The sequence below is a fragment of the Methylomonas sp. MgM2 genome, assembly GCF_054172045.1.
The window spans coordinates 1-18,805 of record NZ_JBSYXO010000017.1 but is presented as its reverse complement, the minus strand read 5'-3'; the positions used below and the strand labels follow the sequence as shown (position 1 = coordinate 18,805).

17 protein-coding genes are annotated in these 18,805 nt (G+C 52.7%); 12 read left to right on the top strand and 5 right to left on the bottom strand.

Features of this window, described 5'->3' with window-relative positions:
- Positions 1 to 216: 216 nt before the first annotated feature.
- Positions 217 to 972, top strand: a complete 756-nt coding sequence (locus ACW73I_RS13515; RefSeq protein WP_458029912.1) for a Mut7-C RNAse domain-containing protein — start codon at positions 217 to 219, stop codon at positions 970 to 972.
- Positions 973 to 983: 11 nt separating this feature from the next.
- Here the strand turns inward: ACW73I_RS13515 and ACW73I_RS13510 are convergent, their stop codons facing one another.
- Positions 984 to 1,451 carry a YbhB/YbcL family Raf kinase inhibitor-like protein gene (locus ACW73I_RS13510; protein ID WP_458029911.1) on the bottom strand — a complete coding sequence of 156 codons (468 nt, stop codon included), beginning with the start codon at positions 1,449 to 1,451 and terminating at the stop codon, positions 984 to 986.
- A gap of 277 nt (positions 1,452 to 1,728) precedes the next feature.
- Between ACW73I_RS13510 and ACW73I_RS13505 the strand changes: the two genes are divergently transcribed.
- The 6 genes from ACW73I_RS13505 to ACW73I_RS13480 are packed head-to-tail and all read left to right on the top strand — an operon-like array spanning position 1,729 to position 8,972.
- The gene (locus ACW73I_RS13505; RefSeq protein ID WP_458029910.1) at positions 1,729 to 2,475 is read left to right on the top strand and encodes a protein-L-isoaspartate(D-aspartate) O-methyltransferase; all 747 of its coding nucleotides are present in this window, start codon (positions 1,729 to 1,731) and stop codon (positions 2,473 to 2,475) included.
- 1 nt (position 2,476) lies between these two features.
- Positions 2,477 to 4,948 (top strand): spermine/spermidine synthase domain-containing protein, encoded by a 2,472-nt coding sequence (locus tag ACW73I_RS13500; RefSeq protein WP_458029909.1) that lies wholly within the window; start codon positions 2,477 to 2,479, stop codon positions 4,946 to 4,948.
- Positions 4,949 to 4,966: 18 nt separating this feature from the next.
- Positions 4,967 to 6,304, top strand: a complete 1,338-nt coding sequence (locus ACW73I_RS13495) for a KamA family radical SAM protein (protein ID WP_458029908.1) — start codon at positions 4,967 to 4,969, stop codon at positions 6,302 to 6,304.
- A gap of 12 nt (positions 6,305 to 6,316) precedes the next feature.
- On the top strand, positions 6,317 to 6,751 hold the full coding sequence (locus tag ACW73I_RS13490; RefSeq protein WP_458029907.1) for an archease: 435 nt from the start codon (positions 6,317 to 6,319) through the stop codon (positions 6,749 to 6,751).
- Between the two features lie 45 nt (positions 6,752 to 6,796).
- Entirely contained in the window at positions 6,797 to 8,227 is a 1,431-nt protein-coding gene (locus ACW73I_RS13485; protein ID WP_458029906.1) for an RtcB family protein, read from the top strand.
- Between the two features lies 1 nt (position 8,228).
- Positions 8,229 to 8,972, top strand: a complete 744-nt coding sequence (locus tag ACW73I_RS13480; RefSeq protein WP_458029905.1) for a DUF72 domain-containing protein — start codon at positions 8,229 to 8,231, stop codon at positions 8,970 to 8,972.
- A 119-nt stretch (positions 8,973 to 9,091) separates the two neighbouring features.
- Here ACW73I_RS13480 and ahcY read toward each other — a convergent pair whose 3' ends face one another.
- The 4 genes from ahcY to ACW73I_RS13460 all read right to left on the bottom strand — a co-directional run bounded on the left by ahcY (position 9,092) and on the right by ACW73I_RS13460 (position 14,384).
- Entirely contained in the window at positions 9,092 to 10,345 is a 1,254-nt protein-coding gene (ahcY, locus tag ACW73I_RS13475; protein ID WP_458029904.1) for an adenosylhomocysteinase, read from the bottom strand.
- Between the two features lie 97 nt (positions 10,346 to 10,442).
- Positions 10,443 to 12,071, bottom strand: coding sequence for an ABC transporter ATP-binding protein (locus ACW73I_RS13470; protein ID WP_458029903.1), 1,629 nt, complete (start codon positions 12,069 to 12,071; stop codon positions 10,443 to 10,445).
- Positions 12,064 to 13,407, bottom strand: coding sequence for an ABC transporter permease (locus ACW73I_RS13465; protein WP_458029902.1), 1,344 nt, complete (start codon positions 13,405 to 13,407; stop codon positions 12,064 to 12,066). Before ACW73I_RS13465 ends, ACW73I_RS13470 begins: the two co-directional genes overlap by 8 nt.
- Positions 13,407 to 14,384, bottom strand: a complete 978-nt coding sequence (locus ACW73I_RS13460) for an ABC transporter permease (protein WP_458029901.1) — start codon at positions 14,382 to 14,384, stop codon at positions 13,407 to 13,409. The genes ACW73I_RS13465 and ACW73I_RS13460 overlap by 1 nt, the downstream gene beginning before the upstream one ends.
- 340 nt (positions 14,385 to 14,724) lie before the next feature.
- Here ACW73I_RS13460 and lptM point away from each other — a divergent pair, with 340 nt between their 5' ends.
- From lptM to xerC, 5 genes are read left to right on the top strand one after another with little or no spacing between them, the layout of a single operon-like run.
- The gene (lptM, locus tag ACW73I_RS13455) at positions 14,725 to 14,874 is read left to right on the top strand and encodes an LPS translocon maturation chaperone LptM (protein WP_458029900.1); all 150 of its coding nucleotides are present in this window, start codon (positions 14,725 to 14,727) and stop codon (positions 14,872 to 14,874) included.
- 5 nt (positions 14,875 to 14,879) lie between these two features.
- On the top strand, positions 14,880 to 16,130 hold the full coding sequence (lysA, locus tag ACW73I_RS13450) for a diaminopimelate decarboxylase (protein ID WP_458029899.1): 1,251 nt from the start codon (positions 14,880 to 14,882) through the stop codon (positions 16,128 to 16,130).
- Between the two features lie 7 nt (positions 16,131 to 16,137).
- Positions 16,138 to 16,965 (top strand): diaminopimelate epimerase, encoded by an 828-nt coding sequence (gene dapF / locus ACW73I_RS13445; RefSeq protein WP_458029989.1) that lies wholly within the window; start codon positions 16,138 to 16,140, stop codon positions 16,963 to 16,965.
- Positions 16,962 to 17,651 (top strand): DUF484 family protein, encoded by a 690-nt coding sequence (locus ACW73I_RS13440; protein WP_458029898.1) that lies wholly within the window; start codon positions 16,962 to 16,964, stop codon positions 17,649 to 17,651. The genes dapF and ACW73I_RS13440 overlap by 4 nt, the downstream gene beginning before the upstream one ends.
- Before the next feature lie 3 nt (positions 17,652 to 17,654).
- Positions 17,655 to 18,554 (top strand): tyrosine recombinase XerC, encoded by a 900-nt coding sequence (xerC, locus tag ACW73I_RS13435; RefSeq protein WP_458029897.1) that lies wholly within the window; start codon positions 17,655 to 17,657, stop codon positions 18,552 to 18,554.
- The last annotated feature ends 251 nt before the right edge of the window (positions 18,555 to 18,805 follow it).

Below are 18,805 nucleotides of genomic sequence, written 5' to 3'. Positions count from 1 at the left end.
TCAAAAAAATAGGTTACTGACAGCTTTTGGCCGGGTAGAGCCAAAGAAGACGCAAGGTTGCTTGCCGAAAGGCGGCTATTTCGCTGATCTTAGAGAAGGAAAATTTCGATGACATTCTCAACAGCCGGTTATGGCCGATTGCCTCTGACCACTTTGGCTTGACTCAGATTAAAACCTAGTACAATCGATCAAGCATAGGTTTTGACGAGTGAAAATATGCCAACCGGATTCACCGCCGAATTTCGTTTTTACGGAGCGCTCAACGATTTTTTGCCTCCCAAGCGGCGGCAAAGGGCGCTGGCTTACGCGTTTAACAATCATCCCGGTATCAAAGACCCCATCGAAGCCTTCGGCGTACCGCATACCGAGGTGGATTTGATTGTCGTCAATGGCGAAATTGTCGGATTCGATTATCAGCTACAGGCGGCTGACCGGGTGGCGGTCTTTCCGGTTTTTCACCGTTTGGATGTTAGCCCGGTACTTTGCTTGCGCGATCCGCTTATGACTGTTCCGCGTTTCGTGCTGGACGTCAATTTAGGCAAGTTGGTGAAACGCTTGCGGATGCTGGGTTTCGATTGTCTTTATCGAAATGATTACCATGATGCGGAGATCGCGGATATTGCCGCGCATGATCAACGCATCGTGCTGACCCGCGATAGGCGCTTGCTGTTTGCCAAGCGCATCAGCTATGGCTATTGGGTGCGCGCCGTTCACGTGGCGCTGCAAGTCGAAGAAGTGGTGCGCCGCTTTGACTTGCAACGGACGATAAGGCCTTTCAAACGCTGCTTGGTTTGTAACGGGCTGTTGGCGCCCGCGGCCAAAGCCGACGTATTGGATCAGTTGGAGCCCAAGACCCGCCTGTATTACGAACTGTTCTATCGCTGCGCCGATTGCGGGCGGGTCTACTGGGAAGGCACTCATATCGAGGATATGCGGCAACGTTTCGAAGCGCTGTTGCCGTCCTCGCGCTGAGCGCCTTGTCGTCATCGCCGCCGATAAGTCCCGATCAACTCCGCCTTTTCCAGGATATGCCCGGCCATGGCGGCTTCCAGTTGCGCTTTGTTGGGTTGGTCCAGGTCGGGAAGTACGGTGTCCAGGGCATAGAGTTTATGGAAATACCGGTGCCGGCCTATCGGCGGACAAGGACCGCCATAGCCGGTGCGCTTCCAGTCGTTTTTGCCTTGCAGCGTGCCCGCCGGCAGTTGCGCAACGGCATGTGGCAATGCGGTCGTGGTTGGCGGAAGGTTGTACAGCAGCCAATGGACCCAGGTCATTTTGGGGTTGGCCGGGTCCGGTGCGTCGGGATCGTCGACGATCAATACCAAGCTCTTGGTTTGGGCGGGCATCCCGGACCAGCTCAATGAAGGCGATTGGTCGCCGCCGTCGCAGGTGCAGGCCGGCGGAATTTCGCCTTGGTGGCTAAAGTCGTCGGATTTTAACGTTAAAGTCATGTTGTAATCTCCTTCGGCCCAAATACTCGAACCAGAAACTAGGTTGAATAGCAGAAAAGCCAGGTAGAAGAAGGAACGTTGCCGGAAAAAATTCATAAAAAATCCTCCAATAACAACTATTTTTGCGAATGTTCGGAACTGTCCATTCGGATCGCTTTTCAAACATAAACCGAAATGTATGGCTTGGCAATAGAACAAGACCTGATAAGCGGACTCGGGCGAAAGGGTTTCTACCCGGCTTAGTCCGCATCGTTAACGGCATCGGGAGGTTGCGAAAATGAATAAGACCCTACGTCTGATTTTTTGGCTGATTGTGATCGGCATGATATTGCTGCTGTTTTCCGGCCACGTTGTTGCCGAACAGGATTGGCAACGCCGGCGTCTGGCTCTAATCGATGAAATCGAAGCGATGGTTAGTTCGACCAGCGATTATCTGCAACAGGATACCTTGGATAAGTCGGTACTGGATGCCATGCGCAAGGTGCCCAGGCATGAATTTATCCCCGCCAATCGGCGCAGTTACGCTTATCTGAATCAACCCGTCGCCATCGGTTACGGTCAGACGATTTCACAGCCTTACATCGTCGCGATCATGACCGATTTAATCAAGCCTAAGCCCGGAGACAAGGTATTGGAAGTCGGCACCGGTTCCGGTTATCAGGCCGCGGTTTTGGCCGAATTGGGCGTCGATATGTATAGTATCGAAATCATAGAGCCTTTGGCCGAGCAGGCTGCGCTTAATCTGAAGCAGGCCGGCTATGCCAACGTCCATACCCGTACCGGCGACGGTTATTACGGTTGGGAAAGCCGGGCGCCGTTCGACGCTGTCGTGGTGACCGCGGTGGCCAGCCATATTCCGCCGCCGTTGATCAAACAATTGAAACCGGGCGGGCGTATGATCATTCCGGTAGGCGCGGCGTTTATGACCCAATATTTGGTGTTGGTGAACAAGGACGATCAGGGCAAGATCACTACCCGGCAAATCTTGCCGGTCAGTTTCGTGCCACTCACAGGGGAGCATTGATATGGACGCATCGCCCAGACCGAGTTACGCATTTCTGTTGGGCGTTTCGATGATTTCGGCGTCCGCGCTGGCTTACGAAGTGTTGCTGATGCGTTTGTTTTCCATCATCCAATGGCATCATTTCGCCTATATGATCATCAGTCTGGCGCTGTTGGGCTACGGGTTCAGCGGCGTGGTGCTGGCGCTGAACCGCGAGCGATGGTTGCGAAACTTTCCAACGGCCATTATCGCCAACATGTTGCTGTTCGGCTTTTCCGCCCCGTGCTGCTTTTTGTTGGCCCAGCACATCGAATTTCATCCGGCCCAAATGCTGTGGGTACCGTCGCGATGGCTGTCTTTATGCGCGATTTATCTGCTGTTGGCGATACCGTTTTTCTTTGCGGCCAATGTGGTCGGCTTGTCTTTTTACTTTTACAAGGCGCGGGTTTCATTGGTCTATACGGCCGATTTGTTAGGGGCCGGAACCGGCAGTATCGGCATCATACTATTGCTGTTTCTGATTTTTCCCGAAAAGGTGTTGTTGGTCGTGATGCTAACGGCCATTGCCGCGGCTACGATTTTGGTCATTTACGCGTTTCCGGAACCGAGTACCATCGAAACCGGCGCTTGGTTCGGCGTTCCGACGATATTCGCAGCGGCCTCCATTTTGTTGCTGGTCGTTTTGACGCCGCTGGATGTCTCGCCGTATAAAAGTCAAAATCAGCTGTTACGCGTGCCGGGGACTAAGGTTATCGACCGCTATTCCAGCCCGCTCGGGGTGGTTAGCGTGGTGAGTAGCGGCGTCACGCCCTTGCGTCACGCACCGGGGCTTAGTTTGAACGCCACGGCCGAGCCGCCGGAGCAGCTGGCGGTATTTACCGATGCCGACAATATGACGGCAATCACCGCATTTGCCGGCAATCGGCAAAGTATCGCGTATCTGGATCAAACCACTTCGGCGCTGCCTTATCATCTGAAGCCGCTTTCGAACATTCTGATTTTGGGCGCGGGGACGGGCAGCGACGTATTGCAAGCGGATTACCATGCGGTGCCATCGATCGACGCGGTCGAATTGAACCCGCAAGTCGCCGATTTGGTACGCGGCAAATACGCCGATTTTGCCGGCCATCTGTATCGGCAGCCCAATGTAAGCCTGCATATCGATGAAGCGCGCGGCTATCTGGCCGGCAGCAGCAAGGTTTACGACTTGATCGAGCTGTCGCTGTTGGATGCATTCGGCGCTTCGGCGGCCGGACTCTATGCGATGTCCGAAACCTATCTTTATACCGAACAGGCCGTGCGGGAATATCTGCGGCATCTAAAGCCCGATGGCTATTTGAGTTTGACGCGCTGGGTCAAAATGCCGCCGCGAGACGAGGTGAAATTGTTGGCGACGGTGATCAAGGCGATGCGGCAAAGCGGCATGGACGATCCGGGCCGGCAAATGCTGGTGATACGCGGCTGGCAGACCAGCACGCTGGTGGTCAAGAATGGCCGTCTGAGCGCCGATGAAATCGTACGGCTCAAACAATTTTGCAACGAACGCAGTTTCGACCCGGTCTATTTTCCCGGCATCGCCGAGGCCGAGGTCAATCGCTTCAATATCCAGCAACAGCCTTATCTTTACCAAGCGATGACGGCGTTGCTGGGGCCGCAGAGCCGGCGCTTTATCGAGCATTACAAATTCGACATCGAACCCGTTTCCGACGATAAGCCTTATTTATTCCACTTTTTCAAATGGCGTACCCTGCCGGAAAGCCTGGCATTATTCGGCAAAGGCGGCAGTTTTTTGCTGGAGAGCGGTTATTTGCTGTCGATCGCGGCATTGTCGCAGGCGCTATGTATCAGCCTGCTGCTCATTGTACTGCCGTTGTGGCTATGGAAAGACAAGCTCGGCATTCCGGGCGATGTTAAAAAGCACTTGCCGGTGTGGTCGTATTTTTTCTGTTTGGGTTTGGCATTCTTATTTGTCGAGATCGGCTTTATTCAGAAATTTATTTTGATATTGCATCATCCGTTGTATGCGATTACCGTGGTGTTGAGTACTTTCTTGCTGGCGGCCGGGCTCGGCAGCTATTTCTCGCGGCGTTTTTCGGAACTCGAGTCCTCGACCCACGTTCATTGGCCGATCGCTATCTTGGTCGTGCTGTGTTTACTCTATGCGTGGAATTTCGATTTGATTGCCGCAGCCTTGTTGAAGGCGAGTCTGCCCGGACGTTATGTCTTTTCAGTCTTGTTGATCGCATTAATGGCGTTTTTTATGGGGATGCCGTTTCCGATGGGCTTGGCTAAGTTGGCCAAAACCGTGCCGTCAATGTTACCCTGGGTCTGGGGAATAAACGGCTTTGCCTCGGTAATCAGTGCGATTTTAGCGACATTGATCGCCATGCAGTTCGGTTTTACGGTACTGATTGGGCTGGCAATCGCGCTGTATTTACTGGCGGCGGGCTGTTTTCTTTTTTTTAACAAGAGGCTGCTGGAGGAGTCTTGCTAAAAACTAGAGAGCTATCAAATGCAATATAGAGCTTATTCGCTTGCCAATTTTCGGAAGATTCCACAGATGGAGCGCTTGAGCGAAGAACAAAAACATGCCATCGAAGTGGTAGGGCGGGTACTGCCTTTTAAGGTTAACAATTTTGTATTGGATCATCTGATCGATTGGGACGACGTGCCCAACGATCCATTGTTCGTGTTAACGTTTCCGCAGCGCGAAATGTTGCAGCCGCAGCATTTCGATCAAATCTCCAAGTTACTGCGGCGGGACGCGGATTCGGCTACGATCAAAGCGGCCGCCGACAAAATTCGGTTGGAACTGAACCCGCATCCTGCCGGGCAGATGAAACACAATGTGCCTCAAGTGGACGGCGAACTTTTGGCCGGCGTGCAGCATAAATACAAGCAGACCGTCCTGTTTTTTCCGGGCCGAGGCCAAACCTGTCATGCCTATTGTTCGTTCTGTTTCCGCTGGCCGCAGTTTACCGGTATGTCGGAACTGCGTTTTGCCGGACGCGAAATCGAGCTGTTGGTGGATTATGTGAGAGAACATCCGGAGATTACCGACGTGCTGTTTACCGGCGGCGACCCCTTGATCATGTCGGCTCAGCATCTGGCGGCTTGCATTCAACCTTTGCTGGATGCCAAACTGCCCAACTTGCGCCGCATCCGTATCGGTACCAAATCTTTGAGTTATTGGCCGTTTCGGTATCTGACGGACGACGATGCCGACGAGATATTGGCCTTGTTCAAAAAGGTAACGGCCTCCGGACTGCATTTGGCGATCATGGCCCATTTCAATCATTGCAATGAACTGCATTCGGCATTCGTGCGCAATGCATTGCAGCGGATACGCGAAACCGGGGCTGTCATACGCACGCAATCGCCGTTATTGCGGCATATCAACGACGATGCCGAAGTATGGAAACGCATGTGGGACACGCAAGTCGATTTGGGCTGCGTGCCGTATTACATGTTCCTGGCGCGCGATACCGGAGCGCATGATTATTTCAGCGTGCCTTTGCTTAGGGCTTGGGAAATCTTCCGGGAAGCGTATCAGCAAGTCAGCGGCTTGTGCCGTACCGTTCGGGGCCCCGTGATGTCCGCCAATCCCGGCAAGGTCCAGGTATTGGGCATTTCGGATGTGATGGGCGAAAAAGTGTTCCAACTGCGCTTTCTGCAGGGCCGCGACCCGGATTGGGTGCACAGGCCGTTCTTTGCCCATTACGACGAACAAGCGACCTGGCTCAACGAACTGAAGCCCGCCTTCGGCGAAACGCGCTTTTTCTTCGAGGACGAGTTGGAGCGGCATTACCGCGAAAATCTGCAAACGTCGACCGTCGACGACTATGAATGATGGAGCTCGGCGTTGAACGACAGCTTGCCGTCGCCACGTTGGGAACATTTCGAACACGGCGCCGATATCGGGATTCGCGGCCTGGCGCCAACCTTGGATCAGGCCTTCGAACAGGCGGCATTAGCCATGACGGCCGTGGTTACCGATCTTGAACGGGTGTCGGCGTCGGTGGCGGTTCGCATAGATTGCGATGCGCGCGATAAGGAACTATTGTTTATCGACTGGATCAACGAATTGATTTATCAGATGGCGGTGCGGCGCCTACTGTTCAGCTGTTTTCAGGTCTCGATCCGGAACGATCATTTATCGGCAAGCGCCTTCGGCGAAACAGTCGATCGAGACAAGCATCAACCCGCAGTCGAAATCAAAGGCGCCACCTTTACCGAATTGAAGGTGCGGCAACGTGATGACGGCGTGTGGTTAGCCCAGTGTGTGGTAGACGTTTAACCGGTCGCCGATCTATCAGGCGTTTCTCGGGTGAGGGATGGGAACATGGAAATTAGCCAACTGATACAGCGCGACGAAACCTGCTGGGAAATCCCTTCCCACGGCACCATGCGCGTGCCGGCGGTCATTTATGCGGACGTCACTTTGCTGCGCGACATGGAGCAAAAAGTCTATGAACAGCTCAGCAACGTCGCGACCTTGCCGGGCATCGTCGAGGCGGCCTATGCGATGCCCGACGCGCATTGGGGTTACGGTTTTCCGATCGGCGGGGTCGCGGCTTTCGATCCCGACCAGGGCGGCGTGGTGTCGGCCGGCGGTGTGGGTTTCGACATATCCTGCGGCGTGCGCACCTTGCATACCGGTTTGAAAATGGCCGAACTTGGCCCATTTAAGCAAAAATTGGCCGATGTCTTATACAAGGCGATCCCGGCCGGCGTGGGCAGCAAGGGGCGGATACATCTCAATCACGACCGCATGCACGGCATGTTGACTGGGGGCGCTCAATGGGCTCTGGAACAAGGATACGGCGAGGAACGCGATTTGGAACGCATCGAAGAGCATGGCCGCATGGCAGGCGCCGTCGCGACATACGTTTCGGCTAAAGCACGCGAGCGGCAGAAAGACGAAATGGGTACTCTGGGATCCGGCAATCATTATCTGGAAGTGCAAAGAGTCGCCGAAATCTACGATCAAAATGTCGGCGGCGTGTTCGGTTTAAAAGTCGACGATGTCGTGATCAGCATCCATTGCGGTTCCCGAGGCTTAGGACACCAGATCGGCACCGAGTTTTTGAAAGACATGGCGGTCGCGGCCGGACGGCATCAAATCAACCTGCCTGACCGCGAACTGGCCTGCGCGCCGTTGAATTCGCCTTTGGGCAAACAATATCTGGGAGCGATGCGGGCGGGCATCAATTGCGCATTGGCCAACCGGCAGATCATCACCCATTTGACCCGCGAAGCCGTCGAGTCGGTGTTTCCGGGACTACGACTAAGCTTACTGTATGACGTCTCGCATAACACCTGTAAGCTGGAACAACATTCGATAGCAGGCCGGAAAAAATGGCTATTCGTGCATCGCAAGGGGGCGACCCGCGCCTTCGGTCCCGGACATCCGGATTTGCCGGACGTATTTAGAGATGTCGGCCAGCCGGTGCTGATCGGCGGCTCGATGGGCACCAGTTCTTATGTCCTGTGCGGCAGCAGGGAAAGCGAGCGGCGCGCCTTCAATTCCGCCTGCCATGGCGCGGGCAGGGCGATGAGCCGGCATCAGGCCGCCAAGCAATGGCAGGGCAGGGATTTGGTCGATGCCTTGGCTACCCGAGGCATTATCGTTCGCAGCCCGTCTCTGCGCGGCGTAGCCGAAGAGGCCCCGGGCGCGTACAAGGATGTCAGCGCGGTGGTCGAGGTCGCCGATCGAGCCGGCCTGGCCCGCAAAGTCGCCCGGCTGGAACCTTTGATTTGCATCAAGGGCTGATGTGTCCGCCTTGCGCATCGGCACCAGCGGCTGGAGCTACGCCCATTGGCGCGATTGTTTCTACCGGGGAGTGCCTCGAAGAGACTGGCTCAAATTTTATGCGGAGCGCTTCTCGGCATTGGAAATCAATGCCAGTTTTTATCGCTTGCAATCGCCGGAAACCTACCGAAAATGGTACGAGCAAACCCCGGCCGATTTTCGTTTCGCCTTAAAAGCCAACCGCTATCTGACTCATAACAGAAAACTGCTGACTCCCGAAGCTTCGGTGCTGATCGAGAAACAACATGCCGAAGCGTTGGGCGAAAAATTGGCCGCCGTCCTGTGGCAATTGCCCGGCAATTTGAAAAAGGATTTGCCTCGCCTGCAAGGTTTTATCGAGGCTTTGCAAACATGGAACGAAGTCAGGCACGCTCTGGAATTCAGGCATCCGAGTTGGTTTGACGATGAAACGGCCGATTGTCTAACGCAAGCCAATATCGCCGTTTGCCAGTCCGATGCCGAAACCTGGCCTATTTGGCCGCGCATCACCGCCGATTTGGTTTACTTACGGTTGCACGGTCATGCGCGCACCTATGCATCCTCTTACGGCGATTTGGAATTGGCCGAATGGGCCGGCTGCATCGCCGGTTGGTTAGCTCTAGGCAAGGATGTTCACGTCTATTTCGACAACGACGCCGAATGTGCCGCGCCATTCAATGCCTTGACTTTGCAGGGTTTATTGGATGGCCGAGGCTATCCAATATGAAAAAAGACGTTACCGAAACCATAGCCGGTCTTGTTTGAACCGATTGACGCCAGGACGTTTACTGTCTCTCCGTATATTGTCGTTAAAGCCGCCGGAAATTGGGGATGGTCGCGGTAAGTTCAAGTCCCTTCGCGCCACGAAGTCAGATACTTTTGCTGTTCCGGGCTCAACCTATCAATGCCTATTCCCATTGCCGCCAGCTTCATTCGGGCGACCTGATGGTCTAGTTCTTCCGGTACCGGATGCACCGCTTTTTCAAGGTTTGCGCCATTCCGCCACAAATAAGCCATACACAAGGCTTGATTGGCGAAACTCATGTCCATCACTGCGGCCGGATGACCCTCAGCGGCTGCCAGGTTAACTAGGCGGCCTTCGGCCAGCAAGCGAACCCGCCGACCGTTCTTCAAGGTATAGGTTTCGACATCGGCGCGCGGTTTGTGTTTGTCGACGGCCAACGCAGCCAAGGCCGGAATGTTGATTTCGACGTTGAAATGGCCGGAATTGGCGATGACGCAACCGTCCTTAATGAGCTCGAAATGCGCGCTATCCAGGACATGCTTGTCGCCGGTGGCGGTGACGATGAAATCCGAGACCGGCGCGGCCTGCAGCATGGGCATGACCCGAAAACCGTCCATTGCCGCTTCCAGAGCCCGGAGCGGGTCGACTTCGGTGACGATTACCTGGGCACCGTGACCCTTGGCACGCATCGCGATGCCTCGCCCGCACCAGCCGTAGCCGGCAACGGTCAATATTTTGCCGGCCAACAAAATGTTGGTCGCGCGGATAATGCCGTCCAGCGTGCTTTGCCCGGTGCCATAACGGTTGTCGAACAGATGCTTGGTCATTGCGTCGTTGACGGCAACCACCGGAAATTCCAGCGCCTTGTCGGCCGCCATGGCCCGGAGGCGTATCACGCCGGTGGTGGTTTCCTCGCTGCCGCCTATCATGTCGGGTAGTAAATCCCGGCGATTCTTATGTAACTCGCTGACCAAATCGGCGCCGTCGTCCATCGTCAGTTGCGGCCTGTGATCCAATGCCCTGCCGATGTGACGGTAATAGCTGGCGTTATCCTCGCCGCGTATCGCGAAGGTTGGAATTTTGTAATGCTTGACCAAGCAAGCGGCCACATCGTCTTGAGTGCTGAGCGGGTTGCTGGCGCACATTACGATATCGGCTCCCCCCGCTTGCAGCGTGCGGGCCAGATTGGCGGTTTCGGTGGTGATATGCAGGCAAGCCGAAATGCGCGCGCCTTCCAACGGTTTTTCTTCGGAAAAAACTGTATGCAAGGTCTGCAACACCGGCATTTCGGAAAACGCCCAATCTATGCGATCTCGGCCCTGGTCGGCCAACGATAAATCTTTGATGTCATGCATTGTTTCCAACATAAGCCATACCTCACTTGTTGTAACGAAGGGCTTTATAGCGACTCGAGCGGAATCGGAGCCGATTTGCGGCCATTCCGTTGTCGCTTCATTTATTCGCGGTTAAAGTCGCGGGGGACGCACTGCGTAATGTTGGTACGGCTGCGAGCAAGCTACGGGTGTATGCGTGCCCGGGTTGGGTCAATACTTGTTCGACGGCGCCGTGTTCGACGATTTTGCCTTGATACATTACCGCCACTTCATCGGCCATTTCGGCGACGACGCCAAAGCTATGCGTGATTAACAAATAACTTAAACCCCGTTGTTTTTGCAGCTGTTTCAGCAATTCGATAATCTGAGCCTGCACCGATACGTCCAGCGCGCTGGTGGGCTCGTCGCAGATGATCAGTTTGGGTTCGACGGCCAGCGCGCGGGCGATACAGATGCGTTGGCGCTGGCCGCCGGAAAATTCGTGCGGATAGCGCAAAGCGGCATCCTCCGGCAAATCGACTTGTCTTAATAATTCGGCCACGCGCCTTAGTCTTTCTTCTGGACCGACGTCGATCCGGAGTGAAACGATACCTTCGGCAATGATGTCGCTAACCAGCATGCGAGGGTTCATCGACGCAAAAGGATCCTGGAATACGATTTGCATTGCGGTCCGTTGCCGGCGTAGGGCTTCGCCTTTCAATCGCGTCAAATCCTTGCCGTCGAATAAAACCCGCCCGGCATGGGCCGGAATCAGATTTAAAAGACCTTTGCCCATGCTGGTCTTGCCGCAGCCGGATTCGCCGACCAGGGCCAGCGTCGTGCCGGCATGCAATTCAAAATTGACATTGTCGACCGCCTTGACGTGGCCGACTACTCTTTTGAACACGCCCTTGCGGATAGGGTAATAAACTTTAAAGTCTTCCACCTTCAAGAGCGGTGCCGTCGGTTTGCCTTGTTTGCCGATGCAGCTTTCCAATTTCGGTAAAGCCGCCAGTAATTTTAGGCTATAGGGATGTTGAGCTTGCCGGAAAAATTCATCGGTGTTGCCGCTTTCGACGATCTGACCGTTTTGCATCACGGCAATACGGTCGGCGATGTTGGAGACCAAGGCCAGGTCGTGACTGATCAACCATAAAGCCATGCCGGTTTGCTGTTGCAAATGTTTCAATAATTCCAGAATCTGCGCTTGTATCGTCACGTCCAGCGCGGTGGTCGGTTCGTCGGCAATCAACAAATCCGGCTCGCCGGCCAAGGCGATCGCTATCATGACCCGCTGGCGCTGGCCGCCGGACAATTGATGCGGATATTCGTTGACGCGGCGCTCGGGGTCCGGAATCTCGACCTGTTTGATCAGCTCCAATACCCGCTGTTTGACTTCCCGTTGAGTCAGTTCAAAATGCAGTTGCAATACTTCGGCGATCTGCTCGCCTATCGTCATGACCGGATTCAATGAAGACATCGGGTCTTGGAAAATCAAACCGATGCGCTGGCCGCGCAATTTGCAGAACTCGATTTCCGGTATTTTTGTCAATTCGCTGTCTTGCAGCGTAATCGACTGCGCCCGCATCTTGGCCGCATTCGGCAATAGCCGCAGCACCGACAAGGCTGTGATGGACTTGCCGGAGCCGGATTCGCCGACCAAGGCGAAGGTTTCGCCGGGGTTGATATGAAAACTAATGTCGTTGACGGCTTTGTTACTGCCGAATGCAACATTCAACCCTTCGATTTTCAATAAGTTATTAGCCACGCGCGGCCCTCCGTGGATCAAACGCATCCCTAACGCTGTCGGCAAACAAATTCGCCGCCAGCACCAGCGCGAACATAAATACGAAGGCGGCGGTCAAAGACCACCAGACCACCGGTTCTCTGGCCATTTCCAGGCGGGCGCCGTTGATCATGTTGCCCCAGCTGTATGTGGTGGGATCAACGCCGATGTTGATATAGGACAATACCGCCTCGGCCAGTACCAGAGAGCTGAAATCCAGCACTACGCTGATTAACACGATGTGCATGGTGTTGGGCAGGATGTGGCGAAACAATATCATCGCCGGCTTAACGCCGAGCGCTTGCGCGGCCAGGACGTATTCCATTTCTCTCAGTTTCAGCGTTTCGGCGCGCAGCATGCGGCATAAACCGGTCCAGCTGGTGACACCCAAAATCAAACACAGAAACAGCAAGCGCATGTCGGCGCGCACTAGTGGGTTGTTGAAGTTTTCGGGATGGTTGGCCATATAGACCTGTACCGTCAGGACGGACGCGGCTATTAACAACACGCTGGGAATGGAGTTTAAGGTCGTGTATATGAATTGAATGACGTCGTCTATCCAGCCCTTGAAAAAGCCGGCCATGATGCCGAATAGTATGGCCAGAGGAAGCATGACCAGAGTGGTTAACGAGCCTATCACCAAACCGGTGCGTATGCTTTTCAAGGTTTGATAAAACACGTCTTCGCCGACCTTGTCGGTTCCGAGCACGTGGTAATATTCCGATAGCGAGAACAGGGTGTAAAAAACGGAAACGACGGCAAACATCACAGTCCAAACCGCCTTTGCGCCGGGGCTGCGCAGGAGGCGCTGCTTGCGTTCGTGTTTGTCGCCCCAGGCCAGTATTAAGATCATCAACATAAGGCCGGCGCCTTTGGCGAATGCGCTTAAGGTTTTTTTCAATACGTCGCCGGTCAATTCTTGTTCGGGATTTTTCAGATGGGCGCCGCCGAATTGAAGGCGCGGATAGCTCCAGCGCATAGCGCCGTCATCCGAACTAAGGTTTTCTTTTGTATAGCTATAGGCCGAAAATGGCGGTGAATAGGTTTTTTCGCCGTGTTTACGCATCGTGTTGCAGGCTATGTCCAATAAGCTGACGGCTTCGTTGCTTTCGGTGTCGCCGCCTCTGAAATGAATCGAGTCGGCTAGGCCGATCAGCACGAAACATAACAATAAGGTTGAGGAAGCCATGGCGATCGGGTCGCTTGCGATTTTATGCAAGGGTCTGCGCATATGAGCTTGCCGCGTCATGTAAACAGCTAAAACCGCGGCGGCGGCGATAAGTAAGTAGATCAGTGCATCGGTCCAAAGCACAAGCATTAGCTCAACCTCACGCGCGGGTCGACTAATGTGTAGGAAACGTCGGTTATCAATAAACCGGCAATGTAAAGCGCGGAGCCCAAAAAGACCATGGAGCGGACGATGGCGAAATCCTGCATGTTAATCGCATCTATTGTGTAACTGCCGAGACCCGGAATACTGAAAAAGGACTCCATGATTAAGCTACCCATGAACAGTAGCGGTAATACCACCACCACGCCGGTCAATATCGGGATCATGGCGTTTTTCAATACGTGCTTGAACAATACCTGCGTTTCGGTCAGGCCCTTGGCGCGCGCGGTGCGTACATAGTCTTTTTCGACTTCTTCTAAAAATAATGTACGGTACCAGCGTACGCCGGAACCGATACCGCCCACCACACTGATAATCACCGGCAAAATCAGAAATTTGATCGCAGACAATCCGCTGTCGTAGCCGGAAATCGGCACTAATTTAAGTAGTTTGCCTATGAAGAATTGGCCGCCTATGATGTAAAACAGCGACGACACCGACATTAACATCACCAGTAATACGCTGCCGCCTAACTCCAAGTAACTGTTGCGGAACAGCACGATCAGCATGGCTAATGTTATATTCACTAATAGTCCGATGATTAAAGACGGCAATGCCAGGGCCAAACTGGGCCACATGCGTTGCCGTATGTCGGCGCCGATGTTGCGCCCGCTGTCGGAGATGCCGAAATCGAACAAAAACAGATGGATCGATTTTTGGAAAAAGATGGTGTCGGTCAGACGTTTGCCGCCGTCCTGTCGGCCATTCCACAACAAGGGTAAGTGATAGCCGTGTTGGTGTTTCCAATTTTGGATGGCTTGTTCGGTGACGTGTTTTTGTCCAAGCTGCATGCGGGCCATGTCGTCCGGGCTGTTGACGACGAAGAACAGCACAAACGTCAGCAGGTTGACCGCCAACAGCAGCGGTAGTGCATATAAAAAGCGGCGGATGATATAAGTGATCATTTGCGGCAAGGGATGGTTGGATTGAGCTTTGATCGGAAGGATATTCTAACAGGCCGTGGGTATCGGTGAGCATGCCATGTTGAATAATACAAGCTTGGTATAAAAATCCGGATTGCGACGTTGTTGATGTAAAAAAGGGTTTATAGAAACCTGCCCTAAGGCTAACCATGGAAGTTCGGGTAAGAGTAGCTGCTATAGTTGCTTTGGATTTGGCCGGCTAGGCCGTTCGCCCGAGACTATTGAAAGAGGACGAAGCGCGAAGTTATTTAAAGCGCATCGGAATTAAGAGGCGTCTGTGCTATATTTCTAAAATTTGATTGCGGAGCTTGCGGCGTTTCGGATGAATCCCTTCGTTATGAGTCTTAACAGAATTTTCTTTTTAATTGCGCTTGTCGTATTTCTTCAGGCGTGTGGTCAAACGGGCCCGCTTTATATGCCGGGTAGCCCAGCGCCCATTTACGTGCCTGAAGTTCAGCCTGACGAAGAGTAATAATCATGGATTTTTTTAATTATCGGCGGCGGCAGTTGTTTGCTGAGGATGTCGCGGTCAGCGACATAGCCGCAAAATTCGGCACGCCTTGTTATGTATATTCACGAGCCACTCTGGAACGGCATTGGCATGCGTTCAATGACGCGTTCGGTGGTCATCCCCATATGATTTGTTATGCCGTCAAAGCGAATTCGAATTTGGCAATTTTAAATATGTTGGCGCGTTTGGGTTCGGGCTTCGATATCGTTTCTGTTGGTGAAATGCAGCGCGTTTTAAAGGCCGGCAGTCGTCCTGATAAAATTGTGTTTTCCGGCGTTGGCAAACGTGAGGACGAGATTCTGGCGGCATTGAAAGCGGGGATTCGCTGCTTCAATGTCGAAGTTAGCGGCGAACTCGATCGTATCAATGGTTTGGCGCAGCAATTAGGCGTGGTTGCGCCTGTATCGTTCAGGGTTAATCCGGATGTGGACGCGAAAACCCACCCTTATATTTCCACCGGCCTAAAGGAAAACAAATTCGGCATTGATATTCAGCAGGCCATTCACGAGTATCGGCGAGCGGCACAAATGGCTAATATCAAAGTGGTCGGTATCGACTGCCATATCGGTTCGCAGTTGACGGAAACCGCGCCGTTTCTGGACGCGCTGGAAAGGGTGTTGGCTTTGGTCGATCAACTTGAGGCCGAAGGAATTCGGTTACAGCATCTGGATTTAGGCGGAGGGCTGGGTATTCGTTATCGCGAAGAGGCGCCGCCGTTGCCGTCTGAGTATGTATCGGCTGTCTTGCGGCATTTACAAAGCAGAGAATTCGAAATCATGTTGGAGCCGGGGCGAGCTATCGTCGGTAACGCCGGTATTTTGGTTACCAAGGTGGAATATCTCAAACCCACCTTAGGGAAGAACTTTGCGATCGTGGACGCGGCGATGAACGATTTGGTGCGTCCATCGCTGTATAGCGCCTGGCAAGAGATTATTCCCGTTGACGAGAATAGTGAAGCCGATTCGGTGGTTTGGGATGTTGTCGGTCCGGTCTGCGAAACCGGCGATTTTCTCGGCAAAAATCGGGATTTAAAAATCTTGCAAGGCGATTTGTTGGCTGTTCGATCCGCAGGGGCTTACGGGTTTACGATGAGCTCAAATTATAATTCCCGTCCGCGCCCTGCCGAAGTGATGGTTGACGGCGACCGGGTTCATTTAATCAGAGCCAGAGAAAGTCTTGAATCTTTGTGGAGCGGTGAGCAATTATTGCCCGAGTAGCTCTATGTTGATTAAATTCACCAAAATGCATGGCTTGGGCAATGATTTTGTCGTCATTGATGCGGTCAATCAATCTATTAATTTAGCGCCCGAACAAATTCGGTTCCTGGCTGACCGCCACTTCGGTATCGGCTGCGATCAGCTATTATTGGTCGAAAAGCCAATCAAGGAAAACGCGGATTTCAAGTATCGGATTTTTAATGCCGATGGCGGCGAAGTCGCGCAATGCGGGAATGGTGCCAGATGTTTTGCTCGGTTCGTTCGTGATAAACAGTTATGCGACAAAGAGATCATTACGGTAGATACCGATGCTGGCCGGTTAATTTTACGGATTGATACTGACGGAGTGGTTACGGTGAATATGGGCGTGCCTTTACACGCTCCTGAACAAATTCCGTTATTGACGGCCGATGAAAGAATGCTTTACCGGGCGGAAATCGACGGCAACGTAGTCGAATTTGCCGCGGTTTCAATGGGTAATCCGCATGCGGTCATCCAAGTGGATGATGTGAAAGAAGCGCCGTTGGAAACAACCGGAGCGCGACTGGAGCGTCATTGGCTGTTTCCGCAACGCGTAAATGTCGGCTTCATGCAGATAGTTAGCCGGCAGGAAATTCGATTGCGCGTCTACGAACGTGGCGCCGCGGAAACATTAGCTTGCGGCAGCGGTGCTTGTGCGGCGGTTGTGGTTGGCATCGAGCAAAATTTATTGGATCAAACGGTAAATGTGAGTTTGCCGGGTGGGAATTTGAGAATTGAGTGGGCCGGGCGAGGTCAGCCTGTCATGATGAGTGGGCCTGCCATTTCGGTTTTTGAAGGGCAAATAGAGTTATGAACGACCAGCAGCAATTGTCATTAAGCGAACAACAAGTAGCGGAATATTTGCAGCAGCACCCTGATTTTTTTCAAAATCATCTTGATGTATTAGAACAAATGCACGTTCCTCATCCGACTGGAAATGCGGTATCGTTGATATCCAAGCAGTTGGAGCTTTTCAGAAACAAGCATCAAGAACAAGAGAGCCAGCTTACTGCGCTTATCGATATCGCGCGCGAAAACGATGCCGCTTTTAACCGAATGCACGAATTAACGTTGGCAATGTTGGAAGCGAGTACTCTTGAGGAGGCGATTGCCAACCTGAATGAAGTTCTAGCGGAGTGTTTTTTAACGGATTTTGTTTCGGTCAAAATCGTCGGCGAACGTCCCCAATCGCCAATTAATAACCTTTTCGTCGATCGGGATGACCCGGGATTTACGCTTTTTGCCAATCTGTTGTTGGAAAATCAATCCAAATGCGGGCGACCGACTCTGTCTCAAGCACAATTTCTGTTTGGCGATGCAGCAAGCGAGGTGCGTTCATGTGCAATCATGCCTATGGCTTTTACCCGTTTAGAAGGCTTGTTGGCTATCGGTAGTCGCGATGAAGGTCGTTTTCACTACAGCATGGGAAGCTTGTTTCTGACTCAGATGAGTGAAATTATAGGGACCCGCCTTATTTCCTTGTTACAAAGTCTCGATTAGTGTATGGAGTCCGTTCTCCGGCAAAGCATAACGCAATTTCTGGATTATTTGCGAGGAGAAAAACGGGCTTCGCAGCACACGGTATCTGCTTACCATCGTGATTTAGAACGCCTGCGGCGCTTTTGTTCCGAACGGGATATAGCGCATTGGGGGGGCTTGACGGGGGCGGGCATCCGGTTTTATGTTGCAAACAGGCATAAGGCAGGCCTTTCGGCGAAATCGCTTCAGCGCGAATTGGCGGCAATCCGGAGTTTTTTTCAGTATTTGCTGAAAAAGCAAATCGTCAATCAAAACCCGGCGCAAGGAATTCAGGCTCCAAAATCGGCAAAAAAGCTGCCAAAAATATTGGATGTCGATCAAATGACAGGCATTTTGGATATCGCACCTGATTCTATTCTGGAAATACGGGATTCGGCGATCTTCGAATTGTTCTATTCATCCGGGTTAAGATTGAGTGAGTTAGTCATGCTTGATATTCATGATCTTGATCTTGCTGAAGGGATTTTGAAAGTTCGCTATGGAAAGGGTGGGAAGCAGAGGCAGGTTCCAGTAGGAAGTAAAGCAGTCGATGCCCTGCGTCGATGGCTGCAGTGTAGACCGAGTTCCGATTCGGTTGCGTTATTCATTTCAGGGCGCGGTAGCCGTTTGGGGCAGCGAAGTGTGCAATTGCGATTGGAAAAATGGTGTGTTAAGCACGGTGTGTCGGAGCGTATCCATCCGCACATGCTGCGTCATTCTTTCGCCAGCCATCTGTTGGAAGCGAGTCAAGATATACGCGCAGTGCAAGAATTATTAGGACATGCCGATGTCAGTACGACGCAAATTTATACTCATCTCGACTTTCAGCATTTGGCTAGTGTGTACGATAAGGCACACCCCAGGGCCAAGCGGACGAAAAATTAAAATGACTTTTGATCTCTAATTAGTGAGGGCAGCCCTGTCGTCAGGGGGGATCCTGGTAAAAAAGTTTTTGACAAACATGGTAAGTGTTGTAAAATGGCGAGCTGTTTTGGTCGAGATGGTTTGACCGGAGGCGGCGAGGCAGCGGTTTTGCCGGGTTGGTTGAGTGTTTTTTGAGGTTTTGTTTTCGGTGGTTTAGAAAGCTTTCAAAAAATAAACTTGACAGCGAATTTAGATGCTGTAGAATGCATCGG